This is a genomic window from Streptomyces inhibens, assembly GCF_003389455.1.
Lineage (GTDB): Bacteria > Actinomycetota > Actinomycetes > Streptomycetales > Streptomycetaceae > Streptomyces > Streptomyces inhibens.
Map to the genome: position 1 here is coordinate 12,869 of NZ_QUAC01000232.1, position 15,488 is coordinate 28,356.

Consider the following 15,488-nt stretch of genomic DNA (forward strand, 5'->3'; position numbering starts at 1 on the left):
TGGCGGCCGAGCCGTGTCCCACCGGACTCCATCGGCGGCAGAACCGGTGGGACACGGCCACTGCCCCGGCGATCACTCCTCGTCGGCGAGGCGCAGCAAGGCGGTTGCCAGCACATCGACGCCATGCGCGCAGGTCTCGGGAGTGGAGTACTCGCGTGGGTTGTGGCTGATGCCGTCGTACTCGCCGCGGACGAAGATCATGGCGGTGGGGCAGAGGGCAGCGATTTCCTGGGCGTCGTGTCCGGCACCGGAGAGCAGGGAGAGATGAGCGAGACCGTGGTCGTCGGCGGCCCGGGCGATGACCTTCTGTACGCCTTCGTCGAAGGGGACAGGGGCAGTCCTGGCCATCCGGCGGGTGGCGATGGAGAGTCCGGGCTGCCCGGTTTCCAGGGTCCGGAGGAAGGCCGCGAGATCCTCCTCGGCGCGGGCCATGGCGGCGTCGTCGGGGTTGCGCAGGTCGACGGTCAGCTCCGCGCGGGCCGGGACGATATTGGTGAGGTCCGGGTGGACGATGAGGTGTCCGACGGTGGCGCGCAGCTCGCCGTACGAGCCGGAGTCGACCATGGCGCGCAGCCGCACGATGAGCTGGGCCGCCGCGAGCCCGGCGTCGGCGCGCAGTTCCGTGGGCGTGGTGCCGGCATGTGCGGCGCGGCCGTGGAAGGTGATCTCCTGCCAGGAGATGCCCTGGACGCCGGTGACGACGCCGACCTCAACCCCGGCCCGAGCCAGGACGGGCCCCTGCTCGATGTGGCACTCCACATAGGCGTGCGGGGCGTCGAGGCGCTCGTCGACGGGACCGGCGAATCCGGTGCGGGCCAGCTCGTCGCCGAGGGTGGCGCCGTCGCGGTCGGTCAGGGCGTGCGCGTAGGCCGCGGACAGACGGCGGGCTGCGACCGCGCTGCCGAGCATGTCGGTTCCGAACCGGACGCCTTCCTCCTCGGTGAAGACGGCGACCTCCAGGGGGCGGCGGGTGGTGATACCGCGCTCGTTGAGGGTGCGTACGACCTCGATGCCGCCGAGCACGCCGAGGCAGCCGTCGAATGCGCCGGCGGTGGCGACACTGTCGATGTGGGAGCCGGTCAGCACGGGGCGGGCGGCGGGGTCGGTGCCTTCCCGGCGGCCGTAGATATTGCCCATCCTGTCGATGCGGACGGACAGTCCTGCCTGCTCCATCCAGGAGATGACCAGGCGCCGCCCGGCCGCGTCCGCGTCGGTGAGCGCCAGCCGGTTCACCCCGCGCAGGCCGGTGCGCTCGTCCTCGTACGCGCCGACCTCGGCGAGGTCCTTCAGGGACTGCCACAGGCGGTCGCCGTTGACGGTGATCAGGTCGGGGTTGGTCATGACGGGTTCTCCTGGTGGTGCGGGTTGGCGGCGGTGCCTTCGGTGTTGAGCAGGACGAGGGTCGCGGCGGGATCGAGGGCCAGGGCGGTGCGACGGGCTTCGGCGTCGGCGCCGGTGAGGGCCGCGCGGACACCGGCGAGCGAGGCGGCGCCGCAGGGGCCGGAGGAGACGCCCAGGGCGGCGAGGTCACGGGCCGCGCGGGCGCTGTCGGCGTCGGTGACGGCGATGGCGGCGTCCAGCCCGTCGCGGAGGTAGGGCCAGGCGAGGGCGGAGGGGGTGCCGCAGTTCAGGCCCGCCATGGTGGTCTCGCAGGTCGCCACGGTGACCGGCTCCCCTTGGACGAGGCTGGCCAGGGCGCAGGCCGCCGTCTCGGGCTCCACGGCGAGCAGGGCCGCGCGGGCCGGGCCGGCGGGGCGGCTGCGGTAGTGGGTGACGGCGGCCTGGGCGAGCGAGCCCACCCCGACGGGTACGGCCACGAGGCCGGGCAACTCGGCGCCTGCTGCGGCCAGTTGGGCGTCGACCTCGGCGAAGAGGGTCGAGTAGCCCTCCACGATCCACCGGGGGATCTGTTCGTAGCCGGGCCAGGCGGTGTCCTGGACGAGGACCGCGTCCGGCGCGCCGGCCACCGCACGGGCCGCCTCCCGTACCGCGTCGTCGTAGCCACCGTCGACCTGGGTGACCTGCGCCTCTTCGGCGGCGATGGCGGCTACGGCGGCCGGATGGACACCCTGCGGTACGAAGACGTGGGCGCGCTGTCCGAGCCGGCGGGCCATACGGGCCACGGCGCGGCCGTGATTGCCGTCGGTGGCGGTGACGAGCGTGAGCGGACCGGCCGGCGCCTGTTCGGCTGCCCGCTCGGCGAGGGTCCGGTGGACCGCCCAGGACGCGCCCAGCGCCTTGAACGCGGGCAGGCCCAGCCGGCACGACTCGTCCTTGACGAAGACCCGGCCGACATGCAACTCGACGGCCAGGGAGGGGAGTTCGACGAGCGGAGTGGGTGCGTATTCAGGCAGTGAGGTGTGGAAGTCGTACACCGCCGCGGGGGCGGGCGGACAGGTCCAGGCCCGGCCGCCGGAGCGCGCGAACCAAGGCTGCGAAGCGCGGATGGAAGAAATCGAAGCAATCTCAGACACAGGAACAGCGTGGGACCCACCCCATACCTCGGTCCAGCAAATGTTTCCGATCTATATTCATCAGAGAAAGTGACCGAACGGCCGGGGACCTCCGGTTCCCTGCGCACCGGCCCGGCCCGCAAGGAAGGGACCCGCCGATGTTCGACCTTCACCGACTGCGGCTGCTGCGTGAGCTCAAGCACCGCGGCACACTGGCCGCCGTCGCAGCCGCGCTGTCGTACAGCCCGTCCTCCATCTCCCAGCAGCTTTCGCAGCTGGAGTCCGAGGTCGGGGTGGCGCTGCTGGAGCCGGTGGGGCGGCGGGTGCGGCTGACCCAGCAGGCGGAGATCCTCGTCGCGCACACCGAGGCGGTGCTCGAACGCCTGGAACGTGCCGAGGCGGAGATCGCCACCTCCCTCACCGATCTCACCGGCACGCTGCGCCTCGCGTCCTTCCAGACCGCGGCCCTCGCCCTTGTGCCCCCTGCGCTCACGCTCCTGCGCGATGTCCACCCGGGGCTACGGGTGCATGTCACGCAGATGGAGCCGGAGAACGCGCTGCCGGCGTTGCTGGCCCGCGACTTCGACCTGGTCATCGCCGAGGAGTACCCCGGAAACCCCAACCCCCGGCCGGCCGAACTGGAGCAGGAGGACCTGTGCCACGATCCGCTGCGGCTGGCTCAGCCGCACCCGGCGGCGAGGGACTCGGCGGACGCCGCAGGGCCGACGGCGCGGCTGCGCGCACTGTCCGGGCACCCATGGGTCATGGAACCGGAGGGCACCGCCGCCCGGCACTGGGCCATGACGCTGTGCCGCAACGCGAATTTCGAGCCCGATGTACGGTTCGAGTCCACCGACCTCCTCCTCCACCTGCGGCTCGTCGAGCAGGGCCACGCCGCCGCGCTGCTCCCGGACCTCGTATGGCACGACCGGCCGGCGACGGTCGCCCTGCAGGAGCTCCCCCGAGGCCATCGGGCACGCAGACTCTTCACTGCGGTACGCCGCGGCCGCAGCCGGCACCCCGCCGTCCAGGCCTGCCGGCAGGCCCTCCAACAGGCGGCCGGCACCCTCCCGGGGCGGGCCGCCGGCTAAGCAGCCGGTCCTGGAGACCAGCGGGCTTGCGCGGGCGGTGCGCAGCCGGGCCGCCCGGAGGCGCACAGCGGGGTGACGGCCGTCGGCTCGGCTCACCGGCCCTCCGGGGGCCACGGGCTTCAGTGCGCGATGCTGTCGATCAGCTCGCGTGCGCCCTGACGCAGCAGCGCGACGGCCACGGACGTGCCGAGCGTCTCCGGGGTGAGCGGTCCGGCCCATTCGTGGGCGTTGAGGACCGTCTTGCCGTCCGGGGTGAAGACACAGGCCCGCAGGGACAGTTCACCGCTGCGGTCGGTCCTGGCGTAACCGGCGATCGGGCTGTTGCAGTGGCCCTGCAGGACGTGCAGCAGCATGCGCTCGGCAGTCGTCTCCTGGAACGTCTGGGGGTGGCCCAGGCCGCTGACGGCGTCGATGGTGTCGGTGTCACCCTCGCGGCACTGGAGAGCGAGCACGCCGGCGCCGATGGGCGGGCACATCTCGTCCACGGACAGGATCTGGGTGATCACGTCCGTACGGCCGATCCGCTCAAGACCGGAGACGGCCAGCAGCAGTGCGTCCGCCTCGCCGGCCGCGAGCTTCTCCATCCGGCGGTTGGCGTTGCCGCGCATCGGCACACACTGCAGGTGGGGGTGGGAGGCGGCGAGCTGGGCGACCCGGCGGACCGACGAGGTGCCGATCCGGGTTCCCGCGGGGAGTTCGTCGAGGGTGAGCCCGCCCGGGTGGATCAGCGCGTCGCGGACGTCGTCGCGCTCCAGGAAGGCGGCGAAGGTCGTGCCGGCCGGCAGCGGGCGGTCGCCCGGAATGTCCTTGACGCAGTGCACCGCGAGGTCCGCCTCACCGGCCAGGAGGGCGGCGTCGACCTCTTTGGTGAACGCCCCCTTCCCCTCGACCTGGGAGAGGGCACCCATCCACCGGTCGCCGGTCGTCTTGACCGGGATGACCTCCGTGGAGATACCGGGGTGCAGCGCACCGAGTTCGGCGCGGACGCGCTCCACCTGGGCCAGAGCCATGGGCGAGTCGCGGGAGACGATTCGGATCAGTTCAGGGGCGGACATGCGCCCACGATAGACCGTCAGTTCCTCGCGAAGGCCACCAGCAGGCCCGGCGTCTGCGACTCTCCCTCGTGCGCGGTACGGTCCCCGCATGTCCCGATCAAGTGAAGCCGCACTCCCGCCGTCTCCCGTCACCGCGGACGATCTCGACCGCGCCGTGCAGCTCGCCGTGACCGTATTGCGCGAGGCGCCCCCGGCGGCCTGGGCCGACAAGGCCGGATCGCTGGAGTGGGACTGCTGGGAGACCGTCGAGCACCTCAGTGACGACCTCTTCGCGTACGCCGTCCAATTGGGCCCCAGGAAGCCGCCCTTGGACGGGAACGTGCCCTTCGTATGGGAGAGCCGGCGGCCCGGTGGCCCCTCGAACGCCGTGCACGCCGACCGTGCGGCGGGGCCCGCCGGGCTGTTGCAGGTGCTGGAGGCGAGCGGCGCGCTGCTGGTCGCCATGGTGCGTACGACGCCGCCGGAGGCTCGCGCCCACCATGTGTTCGGGGTGTCGGACGCCGAGGGCTTCGCCGCGATGGGGGTCGTGGAGACCCTGGTGCACACCCATGATCTGGCGGCGGGGCTCGGTCTCGTCTGGAGCCCGCCCGCCGATCTGTGCGCGCGGGTGCTCGCCCGGCTGTTCCCGGACGCCCCGCAAGGCGGCGACCCCTGGCTCACCATGCTGTGGGCGACCGGACGTACCGAGCTGCCGGGGCGCCCTCGCCTCACCGGTTGGCGCTGGGACTCAAACGTCCGGCGATAAGTCCCGGGCGCTTGCGCCGGACAGGTGAGCCGGCGTCAGGCGTCCACCCGGCCGGCGCGCGTCGGCAGAAGGCGCGCTGCCGGTCTCGCTGTGACGGTCCGCCCACTGAAGCGGCCGCCCCGCCGTCAACCGCTCCGTCGACCGGTCGAACGCGCGCACCTGACCGCTCCCCTCGCAGGAGCGATCAGGCGCGGGACGGAGCCTTGTCAGGCACGTCTGAACGACGCGAGGTGCGCGAACACCACAATGTTGTCGACGTAGTCCTTGACCTTCCTGTCGTACGCGCCGCCACAGGTGATGATGCGGAGCTGCGCGGTCGGAGCATCGGCGTAGACCCGGTCACTGGGGAAGTTCGCCTTGTTGAAGGTCTCGACGGTGTCGACCTTGAAGGTCGCCACGAGGCCGTCTTCGCGGGTGACGTTGACCGTGCTGCCGGGTTTGAGTGACTCCAGTTGCAAAAACACCGCCGGTCCGGTCTTGGTGTCCACATGACCGGCGAGGATGGCGGAACCGCGCTCGCCCGGCGACGCGCCGTCCTTGTACCAGCCGACGAGATTCCTGTCGTTCGGGGGCGGCGCATTGAGCTGTCCGGTCGGCCCGATGGTCAGCGGGGTGAAGGGCGCGTCGACGGCGATCTCCGGAATCGACAGCCGCTTCGGCGCGGAGCGGGACAGGGCCAGACCGGGAGACTGGGCGGCCGCGGAGGAGGTTGCCCTGGGCGTGGCGGAGACGGCCACTGCGGAGTGGGACTGCGGCTTGGGGTCTGCCGAGGTGTCAACGGAGTTGTAGACGAGGAGCGAGCCCAGCAGAAACGCCGCCGCGGACCACAGCAGGCCGCGGCCGATGGGGCGGGACGCGGGGGCGGTCCGGGGTGGGTTCGTATTCCGCTGGGGCGACTGCTGGGCGGTCATGTAACGGTGCCTTTCATGAACGGGCAACGGCGAGGCGTGAGGGGGCGGCGGAAACGCAATCGCCGCGGCCACCGTCCACGAGGAACGGTGGCCGCGACGGCACTGCGGCCTCCGTAGGGGGCAGCCTTATCAGACCGCCGCAGAGCCCGAGGCGGTGCGACGACGCAGCATGTAGGCACCGGCGCCCAGCCCACCGAGCATCAGCACGGAGCCGGCAGCCATGCCGCCGCCGGTCGCCAGGCCGCCTCCACCGGTGTGGATGCCGCCGTGCGGCCTGCGGTGGTCGCCGTACCCGCCGTCGCCGTAGCCACCGCGGCCGCCGTCGCCGTAGCCACCGCGACCGCCGTCGCGGCCACCGTCACGGCCGTGGTCCCGGCCACCGTCACGGCCGTGGTCCCGGCCACCGTCACGGCCGTGGTCCCGGCCACCGTCACGGCCGTGGTCCCGGCCACCGTCACGGCCGTGGTCGTCGCCGTAGCCGCCGCCCTGGTCCCAGTCACCGACCACGATCTTGGCCATGGCGCCGCCACCGGTGNGTCGCCGTAGCCGCCGCCCTGGTCCCAGTCACCGACCACGATCTTGGCCATGGCGCCGCCACCGGTGTGCACGCCACCGCTCGGCCTCCGGCCGTCACGGCAGTGGCCACGACCGTAGCCGCCGTGGTCACGGCCGTAGCCGCCGTGGTCGCGACCGAAGTCACGGCCGTGGTCCCGGCCACCGTCACGGCCACCATCACGGCCACCATCACGGCCACCGTCACGGCCACCGTCACGGCCGTGGTCGCGGCCGTGGTCCCGGCCGCGGTCCCAGCAGTTGTCACGGCCGTGGTCACGGCCACCGCCACGGCCGTGGTCACGGTCGCGGCCGTTGTCACGCCCGTGGTCACGGCCGTGGTCCCGACCGTGGTCCCGGTCACGGTCACGGTCGCCATTCCTGTCGTGGTCGTGGTTGCTGGAGGAAGAACCACTGTCCGAGGCAATGTCCTCCGTGATCATGGCGTTCGCTGCAGGAGCGGAGATTGCGAGGACCGCCGTAATGGCGGCCGAGGCGAACAGGGTGCGAGCAGTGCGCATGGGGACATGTTCCTTTCGGCGCGACTGCGAAGGCTGACTCTTTGTCGGCTCATCGGATCGCAGTGGCGACGTGATCACCGTCAGCCGGATTGCGACCGCGCACCACCGGAGAATGTCGCATTCGAGGTACGCCGTGGGCTCTTCGAGTGGCGGAAGGCGGAGGATTCACCCATTGGATGGCGCGCGTCGTCGGCGTGTCGCGTAACGAGTGGGCTAGGGGCGTTCCGGAGGCGTTCCTGACGGGCCGATTCAGCGCTGAACGAGCGCGGAGAGCGGCTCCCTCCGCGACACGCCGAGAGCCGCTGACAGCCTTGCCCGCTCCGCCGTGTGCGGTACGGCGCGGCGCGCGCGAACGTGGATGGTGCCCGCGAGCCGCCGAGCGGCTCCTCGCTCGGGATCCTGCCCGGAGAGCTCGCCACCGCAGCGGCGCGGCCGTACGGGATGGGGAGCCACAGCCCGGGCCGTCCGGCTCGATGGGCCCGCCGCACTCGTCGAAGGCTCGTCGAGAACTCATCAAATGCAGCGAACTCCCTTCACGGCAGCGCCCGTTGGCCGCGAATTACGGAAGAGAGCTTCCCGGAAGATGAGTGGCCGGCCGGGCATCGCCCAACGCTCCTTCCCCGCCACCGTGTTCGGCGAAATGACGAGCAGATCCTGATCGGCGGTACCGCACCGGCGAAGCGGCCTCGTGGCGCATCGTCCGGTACCTCTCTTCGTCAACGACACCGCGGCCATATCGCCGCCACCCCGTCGCCGGGGATGACGGGCCATCTGCACACGAACACCGAGGAGACCCTCACCCGGATTGCGGAATTCGTACGGCCGATGGGCTGAGCCGGCGGGCGGTTTCCGGCTTCACAGGAAACATCGAGGGCCGCGCCGCCATGTGGGTCAGGTGGCGCTGTCGCGGAGCGCCTGTTCGACGATCGCCTCAAGCCGGGCGTGGTGCGCACCTCGCCAGTAGACACGGCCACAGGCAGTGCATTGCGCGAAGACGTCATACGTACGCTGAGTGCCGTGCTGGAGGTGTCCGCGGACCGAATCCTTGTCGGCATCCGCCAGGGGGCCGTTGCAGGCGGTACAGCGCGTCCATGGAGCGAGCGTGGGAGCGAAGCGCCCCAGTACGTCGCGGAGTTGGTCGTCGGGCCGGTCGCTGTAGACGAACCCGCCCGCCCAGATCTCCCGCCGTCGCAGCAACCCTCGGTCCCGGGAGAGCAGCACCCGCCGCTCCTTCGCGGAGAGCGCGGCCAGCGCCGCATCGCCGGGGTCCTCGTTGGTGTACGCCGCGTCGACACCGAGCAGTCGCAGCCTGCGCGCCAGCGTGCCCAGGTGGACGTCGAGCAGGAACCGCAGCGGCGCGCCGGGGATGCGCTGCGGGCGCTCGATGGCGTACACCTCGATGTTCTCGCCGGCGCGCGGGATGTGGGAGACGGACACTTCAGCACCGTCCACGACCAGCCGCCCGACCTCGGTGAGCGGGACGCCGAGCGACTCGACGACATGGCCGAGTGTCGATGACCCGTCGGTCACCACGGGCGTATGGGCGACGCTGTGCTCTGCCGCGACGAAAAGGTGCAGCTCAGGGGCGAAGCTGAAGTGGGTCTCGGGTCCGTTCACGCCACACAGCATGTCATCGGGCGAGCCGCCCCAGCCAGCAATTTCCGCCGGTCACAGGCGTGCCGGGCAGGCTTCCCGGATACCCCGTGACGACGGCGCGACCAGACACCCCGCGACGGCACCGCGAAGACATGGCGACGACACCCCGGCGAGCGGCGGACCCATCATCGAGCTGCCGGCCCGAGCAGCTCGCGTGACCGCACGCCGCCTTCCGGCGGCGGATCCGGTGGATCTGGCTACATACGGACCGTAGCGGTCCGCGCCGTGGTTTGTTCACTGTGGAGCAGGACCCGCTCCCCCACCGCCCCTAGCCTCACTGCCACCACATCACCAACATCACCATTGAGGGGCGGTACCGGTGAACTGGCTCATCCACGACTACCGCGAGAACGATCTCGCCGAAGTGGTCCACCTGATCGACTCCACGGCCGAGCTCGGGCAGGAGTCCGTCTTCTCGCTCGCCGAGTGCATCAGTGCGCTGACCTCGCGGCAGCCCGCCGTGGTGGCCGTCCACCAGGGTGCTCCCATCGGGATGGCGCTCGCGTGCGTGGCGGGTGAGCGGGGCTGGGTGATGCGGATCGCGATCTCTTCGGCCTGGCGCGGCCGGGGGCTGGCGAGTGCGCTGCTGGTGGAGCTGGAGCGACGGCTGATCGCCGCCCGGGTGAGCCGTATCGCCTACGTACTCCCCGAGGAGGACCTGCTCGGGGAGGGGCTGCTCAACGCGGGCTATACGCGCCAGCCCGCCGTGGCCTACTTCGAGAAGGTCGAACCGCACCACGGGCCCGCGGCCAGCCTCCTGGAGGACCTCGGCGGGCGGTTCCTGCCCGCCGACCTGTGGGCCAAGGTGGCCGGCATGGAAGCGGAGAAGGACCTCATCGAGCGACGCGTCGTCCTGCCGCTGGCGGAGCCGGAGCGGGCCGCCCGGCACGGGGTCCGCCCGCCCCGGGCGATCGCCCTGTTCGGCCCGCCGGGGACCGGGAAGACCACCTTTGCCCGGGGTATCGCGGCCCGGCTCGGCTGGCCGTTCGTCGAGCTGCTGCCGTCCCGGCTGGCCGACGAGGGCAATCTCGCGGCGGCGCTGCGCAGCGCGTTCGCCCGGATCGCGGAGCTGGAGCGGGTGCTCGTCTTCATCGACGAGGTCGAGGAGATCGCGCCGGTCCGCAGCGAGCCCACGCAGCCGGGCGGGCTGCACGGGGTGACCAATGAGCTGCTCAAGCTCATACCCGGCTTCCGGGAGCGGGACGAACGGCTGCTGGTGTGTGCGACCAACTCCATCCGTTCGCTCGACCCGGCGTTCCTGCGCCCCGGCCGGTTCGACTACCTGATTCCGATCGGTACGCCGGACCCGGCGGCCCGCTCGGCGATCTGGTCCCGCTACACGGACGGCCGGGCCGATGTGGACGTGGCGAAGCTGGTGGCGGCCACCGAACTGTTCACCCCGGCCGACATCGAACACGCCGCCCGGGTGGCCGCGCAGGCCTCGTTCGAGCGGGATCTGGAGGCGATCGGCGTCGGCGCGGGCCCACACGGGCGGCTCGGGGCGAGCACCGAGGACCATCTCGCCGCCATCGCCCAGTGCCGGCCGACCATCACCCCGGCGATGATCGACGAGTTCAGCGCGGACATCACCGCGCACGCCCGCTGCTGATGGCGGCGTGCCTATACCGGGCACGACGGGACGCCTGTCCCCAGGACGGAGGTCGGTGCACTGCAAAGGGAGGACACGGAGCGGTGCGGCTCCTCCATTGGGCCGATGTTGACACCGGGGCCCTGTACGTACGGTGATGCGCAATGCCGGGCGAAGTGCACCATCGGAAATCGCCGAAAGGGACAGACAGCGCATGCCGGACATCATCGATCTGGGCGCCTACGGTCGGGGCTTCACCACGGACCCTTACCCGTACTACGCCAAACTGCGCGCCCAAGGGCCGGTGCACCATGTGCGCATCCCCAGCGGCCAGGAGCTGTGGCTGGTCGTCGGCCACGATGCGGTCAGGGCCGCGCTCACCGATCCTCGCCTCAACAAGGACTGGCTCAGCGCCGGTCTGCAGAGCGAGGCGGGCGACGAGACGGCGCTGTTCACCAACATGCTGGACGCGGACCCGCCCCACCACACCCGGCTGCGGAAGCTGGTGGCCAAGGAGTTCACGTCCCGGCGCGTGGAGGCGCTCCGGCCGCGGGTGCAGCAGATCACCGACGAGCTGCTCGACGCGATGCTCGCCGCGCCCGACGGCCGGGCCGACCTCGTAGAGGCGCTCGCCTTCCCGCTGCCCATGACCGTCATCTGCGAACTGATCGGCGTCCCCTCCATGGACCGGGAGGCCTTTCGCGCCTGGTCGAACGAGCTCGTCGCGCCGACCGGCCAGGAGGCGGTGCGGGAGGCGACGGTGGCGATGTCCGACTATCTCGTCGGCCTGATCGAGGCCAAGCGCAAGGCCCCCGGGGACGGCCTGCTCAGCGCGCTGATCCGCACCAGCGACGAGGACGGCGACCAGCTCTCCCGCGAGGAGCTGGTCGGCACGGCGTTCCTGCTGCTGGTCGCCGGTCATGAGACGACGGTCAGCCTGCTGTCCAACGGGGTACGAGCCCTGCTGGAGCACCCCGCCCAACTGGCTGCTCTACGGGCCGACCCTTCCCTCCTCGACAACGCCGTCGAGGAGATGCTGCGCTACGACGGCCCGGTGGAGACGGCCACTTGGCGCTTCACCTCGGAGCCGGTCGACATCGGCGGAACGCTGATCCCCGCCGGCGAGAGCGTACTGGTCTCCCTCGCCTCCGCCTCCCGGGACCCCGAACGCTTCGCCGCTGCCGATGACTTCGACATCACCCGCGACGCCCGCGGACACGCCGCGTTCGGGCACGGCATCCACTTCTGCCTCGGCGCCCCGCTGGCCCGGCTGGAAGGCCGGATCGCCATCCGGTCCCTCTTGGAGCGCTGCCCGGACCTCGCTCTGGACGCCGAGGCCGACGCCTTGACGTGGCGCACCGGGATGCTCATCCGGGGTACGGAGCAGCTCCCGGTGCGCTGGCACGTCTAGCCGGAACGAGCCCGGCGCCGACCAGGGTGCCGGTCCGCCGACAGCCATGTCGGCCCACCGACCGCGCTGCTGGCCCGAACCCCGTGTCAGCAGCTCAAGTTGTCGCCAGGTGTGGTCCCCAGGATCTGCACAAAGCTCTGGTAACTGTTGATCCTGCTCTGCACCTGGTCGGGGTTGCCGCCGTTGCATTCGAGGGAGCCGTTGATGCTGCGGATGGTCTCACCGAAGCCGGCGCCCGTGACCATCGCGTTGTGCGGGGTCATGGTCCCCGGACCGGTCTGTGTGTTCCAGTACCAGAGCGCGGTCTTCCAGGCGACGGCGGCGTCCTGCTCGACCAGATAGGGGTTGTTCAGCAGATCGATACCGAGGGCATCGCCGGCCGCCTTGTAGTTGAAGTTCCAGCTGAGCTGGATCGGCCCACGGCCGTAGTACGCGGCCTGACCGGCCGGGCACCCGTACGGCTGGCTCGCGTCGCAGTAGTGGGGGTAGTTCCCGGTGTTCTGCTCCACCACGTGGACGAGGCCGCCGGTCTCATGGCTGACATTCGCGAGAAAGGCCGCGGCCTCCTGACGCTTCACCGTGTCGCTCCCGGTGTTCGCGAACTCCGGGTAGGCACTCAGGGCAGCGGTCAGTCCGCTGTACGTGTAGAACGAATTCCGGTTCGGGAACATCTGGTTGAACTGCGCCTCACTGACGACGAACCCCTCGGCTCGCGACTCCGCGCCGGCGGGAGCCGCGGCACAGGAGGAGGAGCAGCCCGCCGTGGCTGATGCAGGCGCCGTCGGCACGACGAGGGTATGCCCACGGCCACGGTGGCAGCGCTCAGCAGGGCGGCGATACGTGATCTCATTGCGGTGACTCCTTCGCACGGCCGACTTCCGGGCGGGGAGCGGCCGTTGTGGGGGGTGCCTCGCTCACGAGTGACGGCGAGCGGCGACTGGGAGCTACTGCGGTCTAGACCAACCACAGGCTATGGGCGCCCCCTTGGACATGTCCAGACCAATGCGCTGATCCATCAAAGATCGCCGACGGGCATTGTCAGACCCCCGCGCGACACTGAGTACGTAGCGAAGAAACGGACGGGCCGCGGCGATTGCCGAAACGGGCGCAATCGCGTGGCCAGACCAGCGGGGGTGGGGGAAATGACGGTGTCGCAGCGCACGCTGTTCGACGGCGTGGTGCATGTCCACTACGGACAGCTCTATGTCGAGAGCGGGGACGATCCGATCGCCGGGAGTCTCAAGGAGTCATTCGCGGGACAGGCCAACGGGCTCTGCGGCGCCGCACTCCCCGGTGGGCTGTATCTGCTGACGGGACTACACACCGGCCATATCGGCTTCACCGTGGAACTCCACGACCACGCACCGGACCTGACGGACGAATGGCGGGACATCGTCGAGGTCTCCTTCCGACCGGTCTCGCCGGACGTAGTGCTGCTGCAGTGGGCCGGGGAGAAAGCCTGGGCGCTGGATCTCCACGAGATCGACTACCGCGTCCGCTACTGCGGGACCGGAATGGACGAGGGGCGATCGCATGACACGGTCTCGGCGGATGGGCCGCAGCTGGAGTGCCACCTCCTGCAGTTCTGGCCGGCGCCCGCCGCTGAGGACCGGGTGGTGCGGCAGACCAGCAAGGTCGCCGAGTACTGGCACAGCTTCGCCCGCGAGCTCCCTCCGCCACCCACGCCTGAGGAACGCGCGGAGGCCGAGCGTCTCGCCCGGCTGGCGCACGAGCGCGCGGTGGACGAGGAACGCCGTCGCGCGGAGGAGCTGGAATGGCAGGGGCGACTGCCCAGCGACCGTCTCAGGCAGGTGAGCGGGAATGTGAGCGGCATGGTGCGGCTCGACCGCCTCCTCGTGGACGAGGTCGACGGCGCCGGACCCGAAACACAACGTGAGATCGCACGCTGGGCGGCCCGGCGCGCCTACACCCTGGCGGGCCTGGCGGACGTCGACTGGATCGCACCCGCCCTGGACGCCCTCGATGCGGGACGCCCGCTGCCCCCACCGTTCGACGACTGGGACGACGTATGGGAGCGGCTGTTCAGCGATCCACGGGTGCCGACGACAACCGTGACATCCATGGACGGCGCCAGGAACAACATGTCACAGCAGGCGATGGCGATCCCGGCGCTGTTCGGCGCGGTGGAGGACGATCCACTGCAGGCCGCCCTGGACGCGCTCTACGCGGCGGCCGCCGCATTCGGCAGCGCATACCCCGCCCTCTTCACCGAAGTCCGGCGGACCTTCCCCGGCATAGTGAGCCCGACAGCGTAAGGCCAGATGATGTCTGTGCGAGAGTGATCCGATGATGAAGACGATAGGCCTGCTCGGCGGCATGAGCTGGGAGTCCACCGCGGAGTACTACCGGCTGCTCAATCAGCTGACGCGTGACCGGCTGGGCGGCCTCCACTCATCCAGGTGTGTGCTCTACTCCGTGGACTTCGCAGAGATCGAACAGCTCCAGGTCGAAGGACGCTGGGAGCAGGCCGCCGAGGTACTCGCCGAGGCTGCCAGGGCACTGGAGTCGGCCGGCGCGGACATGCTGCTGATCTGCACCAACACCATGCACAAGGTCGCCGACCAGGTGGCCGCCGCCGTCGGCATCCCGCTGCTGCATCTCGCCGACACCACAGCCGATGCCGTACGCGCCAACGGCCTCCGCCGCATCGGACTGCTGGGCACCGCCTTCACCATGGAGCAGGACTTCTATCGCGGCCGGCTCGAAAGCCATGGGCTGGAGGTGCTCGTCCCTGACGCCGCCGGGCGAAGCACCGTCCACCGCGTGATCTACGAGGAGTTGTGCCTCGGCATCGTCCAGGAGGAATCCCGGAAGTCATTTATGGCCATCATCGGGGAGCTCGTCGCCGCCGGAGCCGAGGGCATCGTGCTGGGCTGCACCGAGATCGAGCTGCTCATCGGCCCGGAGCACAGCCCGGTCCCGGTCTTCCCGACCACCCGACTGCACGCCGAAGCAGCAGTCACGCTGGCTCTCACCGACGTTCCATAGTCGCGGTCCCCCCGGCCCCGTTTCCGGCAACCCTGTGTCCTGCCGTCGTGCGGTCCGGCCACCCGCCGGAAACGGTGGCCACCATTCAACTCCCGTATCTCCACCGATTTTTGGGTCGTGCGGAGGTTTGAAGTGACGACAGGTACGCTGACGTGGTGTCGCGTAGCGAGTTGGAACGATTGGCCAGGATCCGGATGCAGGTCACCGGGGAGTCGCTCGAACGCGCCATGGCTGTGCTCCAGGGGCATCCCACCGACTCCGGACCGGAACCGGAGCCGGGACGGGCATCGGGACGGGGGCTCGAACCCGAGTCAGCATCCGAGCCCGATGAGAACGGTGCCGTCGACGACACCGGTACGAGCAGCGAGGGCAGCGAGACCGACGCTGCGCCCGCGGAGCCTGACGCTCGCCCGACGCCTCAGCGGCGGCCCCACCTGCGCGGCCTCTGATCACCGCGCACGCTCGGCGCGGCGGGGCGGCGGGGCGGCGGGGCGGC

12 protein-coding genes are annotated in these 15,488 nt (G+C 70.8%); 6 read left to right on the forward strand and 6 right to left on the reverse strand.

Features of this window, described 5'->3' with window-relative positions; translation table 11 throughout:
• Nucleotides 1–72: 72 nt before the first annotated feature.
• Both DY245_RS29100 and DY245_RS29105 read right to left on the reverse strand, forming a co-directional pair.
• A complete protein-coding gene (locus tag DY245_RS29100) occupies nucleotides 73–1,341 on the reverse strand; it encodes a Zn-dependent hydrolase (RefSeq protein WP_128510203.1) in 1,269 nt (422 codons plus the stop codon).
• Complete coding sequence (locus DY245_RS29105; RefSeq protein WP_220377960.1) at nucleotides 1,338–2,474, reverse strand: diaminopropionate ammonia-lyase; 1,137 nt, start codon at nucleotides 2,472–2,474, stop codon at nucleotides 1,338–1,340. Before DY245_RS29105 ends, DY245_RS29100 begins: the two co-directional genes overlap by 4 nt.
• A 137-nt stretch (nucleotides 2,475–2,611) precedes the next feature.
• On the opposite strand from DY245_RS29105, the gene DY245_RS29110 reads away from it, so the two are divergent.
• Nucleotides 2,612–3,544, forward strand: coding sequence for a LysR family transcriptional regulator (locus DY245_RS29110; RefSeq protein ID WP_128510204.1), 933 nt, complete (start codon nucleotides 2,612–2,614; stop codon nucleotides 3,542–3,544).
• A gap of 119 nt (nucleotides 3,545–3,663) precedes the next feature.
• Here the strand turns inward: DY245_RS29110 and hemC are convergent, their stop codons facing one another.
• Complete coding sequence (gene hemC, locus DY245_RS29115; RefSeq protein WP_128510205.1) at nucleotides 3,664–4,599, reverse strand: hydroxymethylbilane synthase; 936 nt, start codon at nucleotides 4,597–4,599, stop codon at nucleotides 3,664–3,666.
• 88 nt (nucleotides 4,600–4,687) lie between these two features.
• On the opposite strand from hemC, the gene DY245_RS29120 reads away from it, so the two are divergent.
• Nucleotides 4,688–5,344 carry a maleylpyruvate isomerase N-terminal domain-containing protein gene (locus DY245_RS29120; RefSeq protein WP_128510206.1) on the forward strand — a complete coding sequence of 219 codons (657 nt, stop codon included), beginning with the start codon at nucleotides 4,688–4,690 and terminating at the stop codon, nucleotides 5,342–5,344.
• A 206-nt stretch (nucleotides 5,345–5,550) separates the two neighbouring features.
• Here the strand turns inward: DY245_RS29120 and DY245_RS29125 are convergent, their stop codons facing one another.
• Entirely contained in the window at nucleotides 5,551–6,255 is a 705-nt protein-coding gene (locus tag DY245_RS29125) for a class F sortase (RefSeq protein WP_128510207.1), read from the reverse strand.
• A gap of 1,964 nt (nucleotides 6,256–8,219) precedes the next feature.
• On the reverse strand, nucleotides 8,220–8,945 hold the full coding sequence (locus DY245_RS29140) for a Mut7-C RNAse domain-containing protein (protein WP_128510209.1): 726 nt from the start codon (nucleotides 8,943–8,945) through the stop codon (nucleotides 8,220–8,222).
• Nucleotides 8,946–9,303: 358 nt separating this feature from the next.
• Between DY245_RS29140 and DY245_RS29145 the strand changes: the two genes are divergently transcribed.
• The gene (locus tag DY245_RS29145; RefSeq protein ID WP_128510210.1) at nucleotides 9,304–10,593 is read left to right on the forward strand and encodes an ATP-binding protein; all 1,290 of its coding nucleotides are present in this window, start codon (nucleotides 9,304–9,306) and stop codon (nucleotides 10,591–10,593) included.
• A 193-nt stretch (nucleotides 10,594–10,786) separates the two neighbouring features.
• Nucleotides 10,787–11,983 carry a cytochrome P450 family protein gene (locus DY245_RS29150; protein WP_128510211.1) on the forward strand — a complete coding sequence of 399 codons (1,197 nt, stop codon included), beginning with the start codon at nucleotides 10,787–10,789 and terminating at the stop codon, nucleotides 11,981–11,983.
• Nucleotides 11,984–12,069: 86 nt separating this feature from the next.
• On the opposite strand, the gene DY245_RS29155 is transcribed toward DY245_RS29150, so the two are convergent.
• Nucleotides 12,070–12,771 carry a chitinase gene (locus DY245_RS29155; RefSeq protein WP_244943330.1) on the reverse strand — a complete coding sequence of 234 codons (702 nt, stop codon included), beginning with the start codon at nucleotides 12,769–12,771 and terminating at the stop codon, nucleotides 12,070–12,072.
• Between the two features lie 354 nt (nucleotides 12,772–13,125).
• Between DY245_RS29155 and DY245_RS29160 the strand changes: the two genes are divergently transcribed.
• Both DY245_RS29160 and DY245_RS29165 read left to right on the forward strand, forming a co-directional pair.
• On the forward strand, nucleotides 13,126–14,259 hold the full coding sequence (locus DY245_RS29160; RefSeq protein WP_128510212.1) for a hypothetical protein: 1,134 nt from the start codon (nucleotides 13,126–13,128) through the stop codon (nucleotides 14,257–14,259).
• Nucleotides 14,260–14,293: 34 nt separating this feature from the next.
• Entirely contained in the window at nucleotides 14,294–14,992 is a 699-nt protein-coding gene (locus DY245_RS29165) for an aspartate/glutamate racemase family protein (RefSeq protein WP_128510216.1), read from the forward strand.
• Nucleotides 14,993–15,488 lie beyond the last annotated feature (496 nt).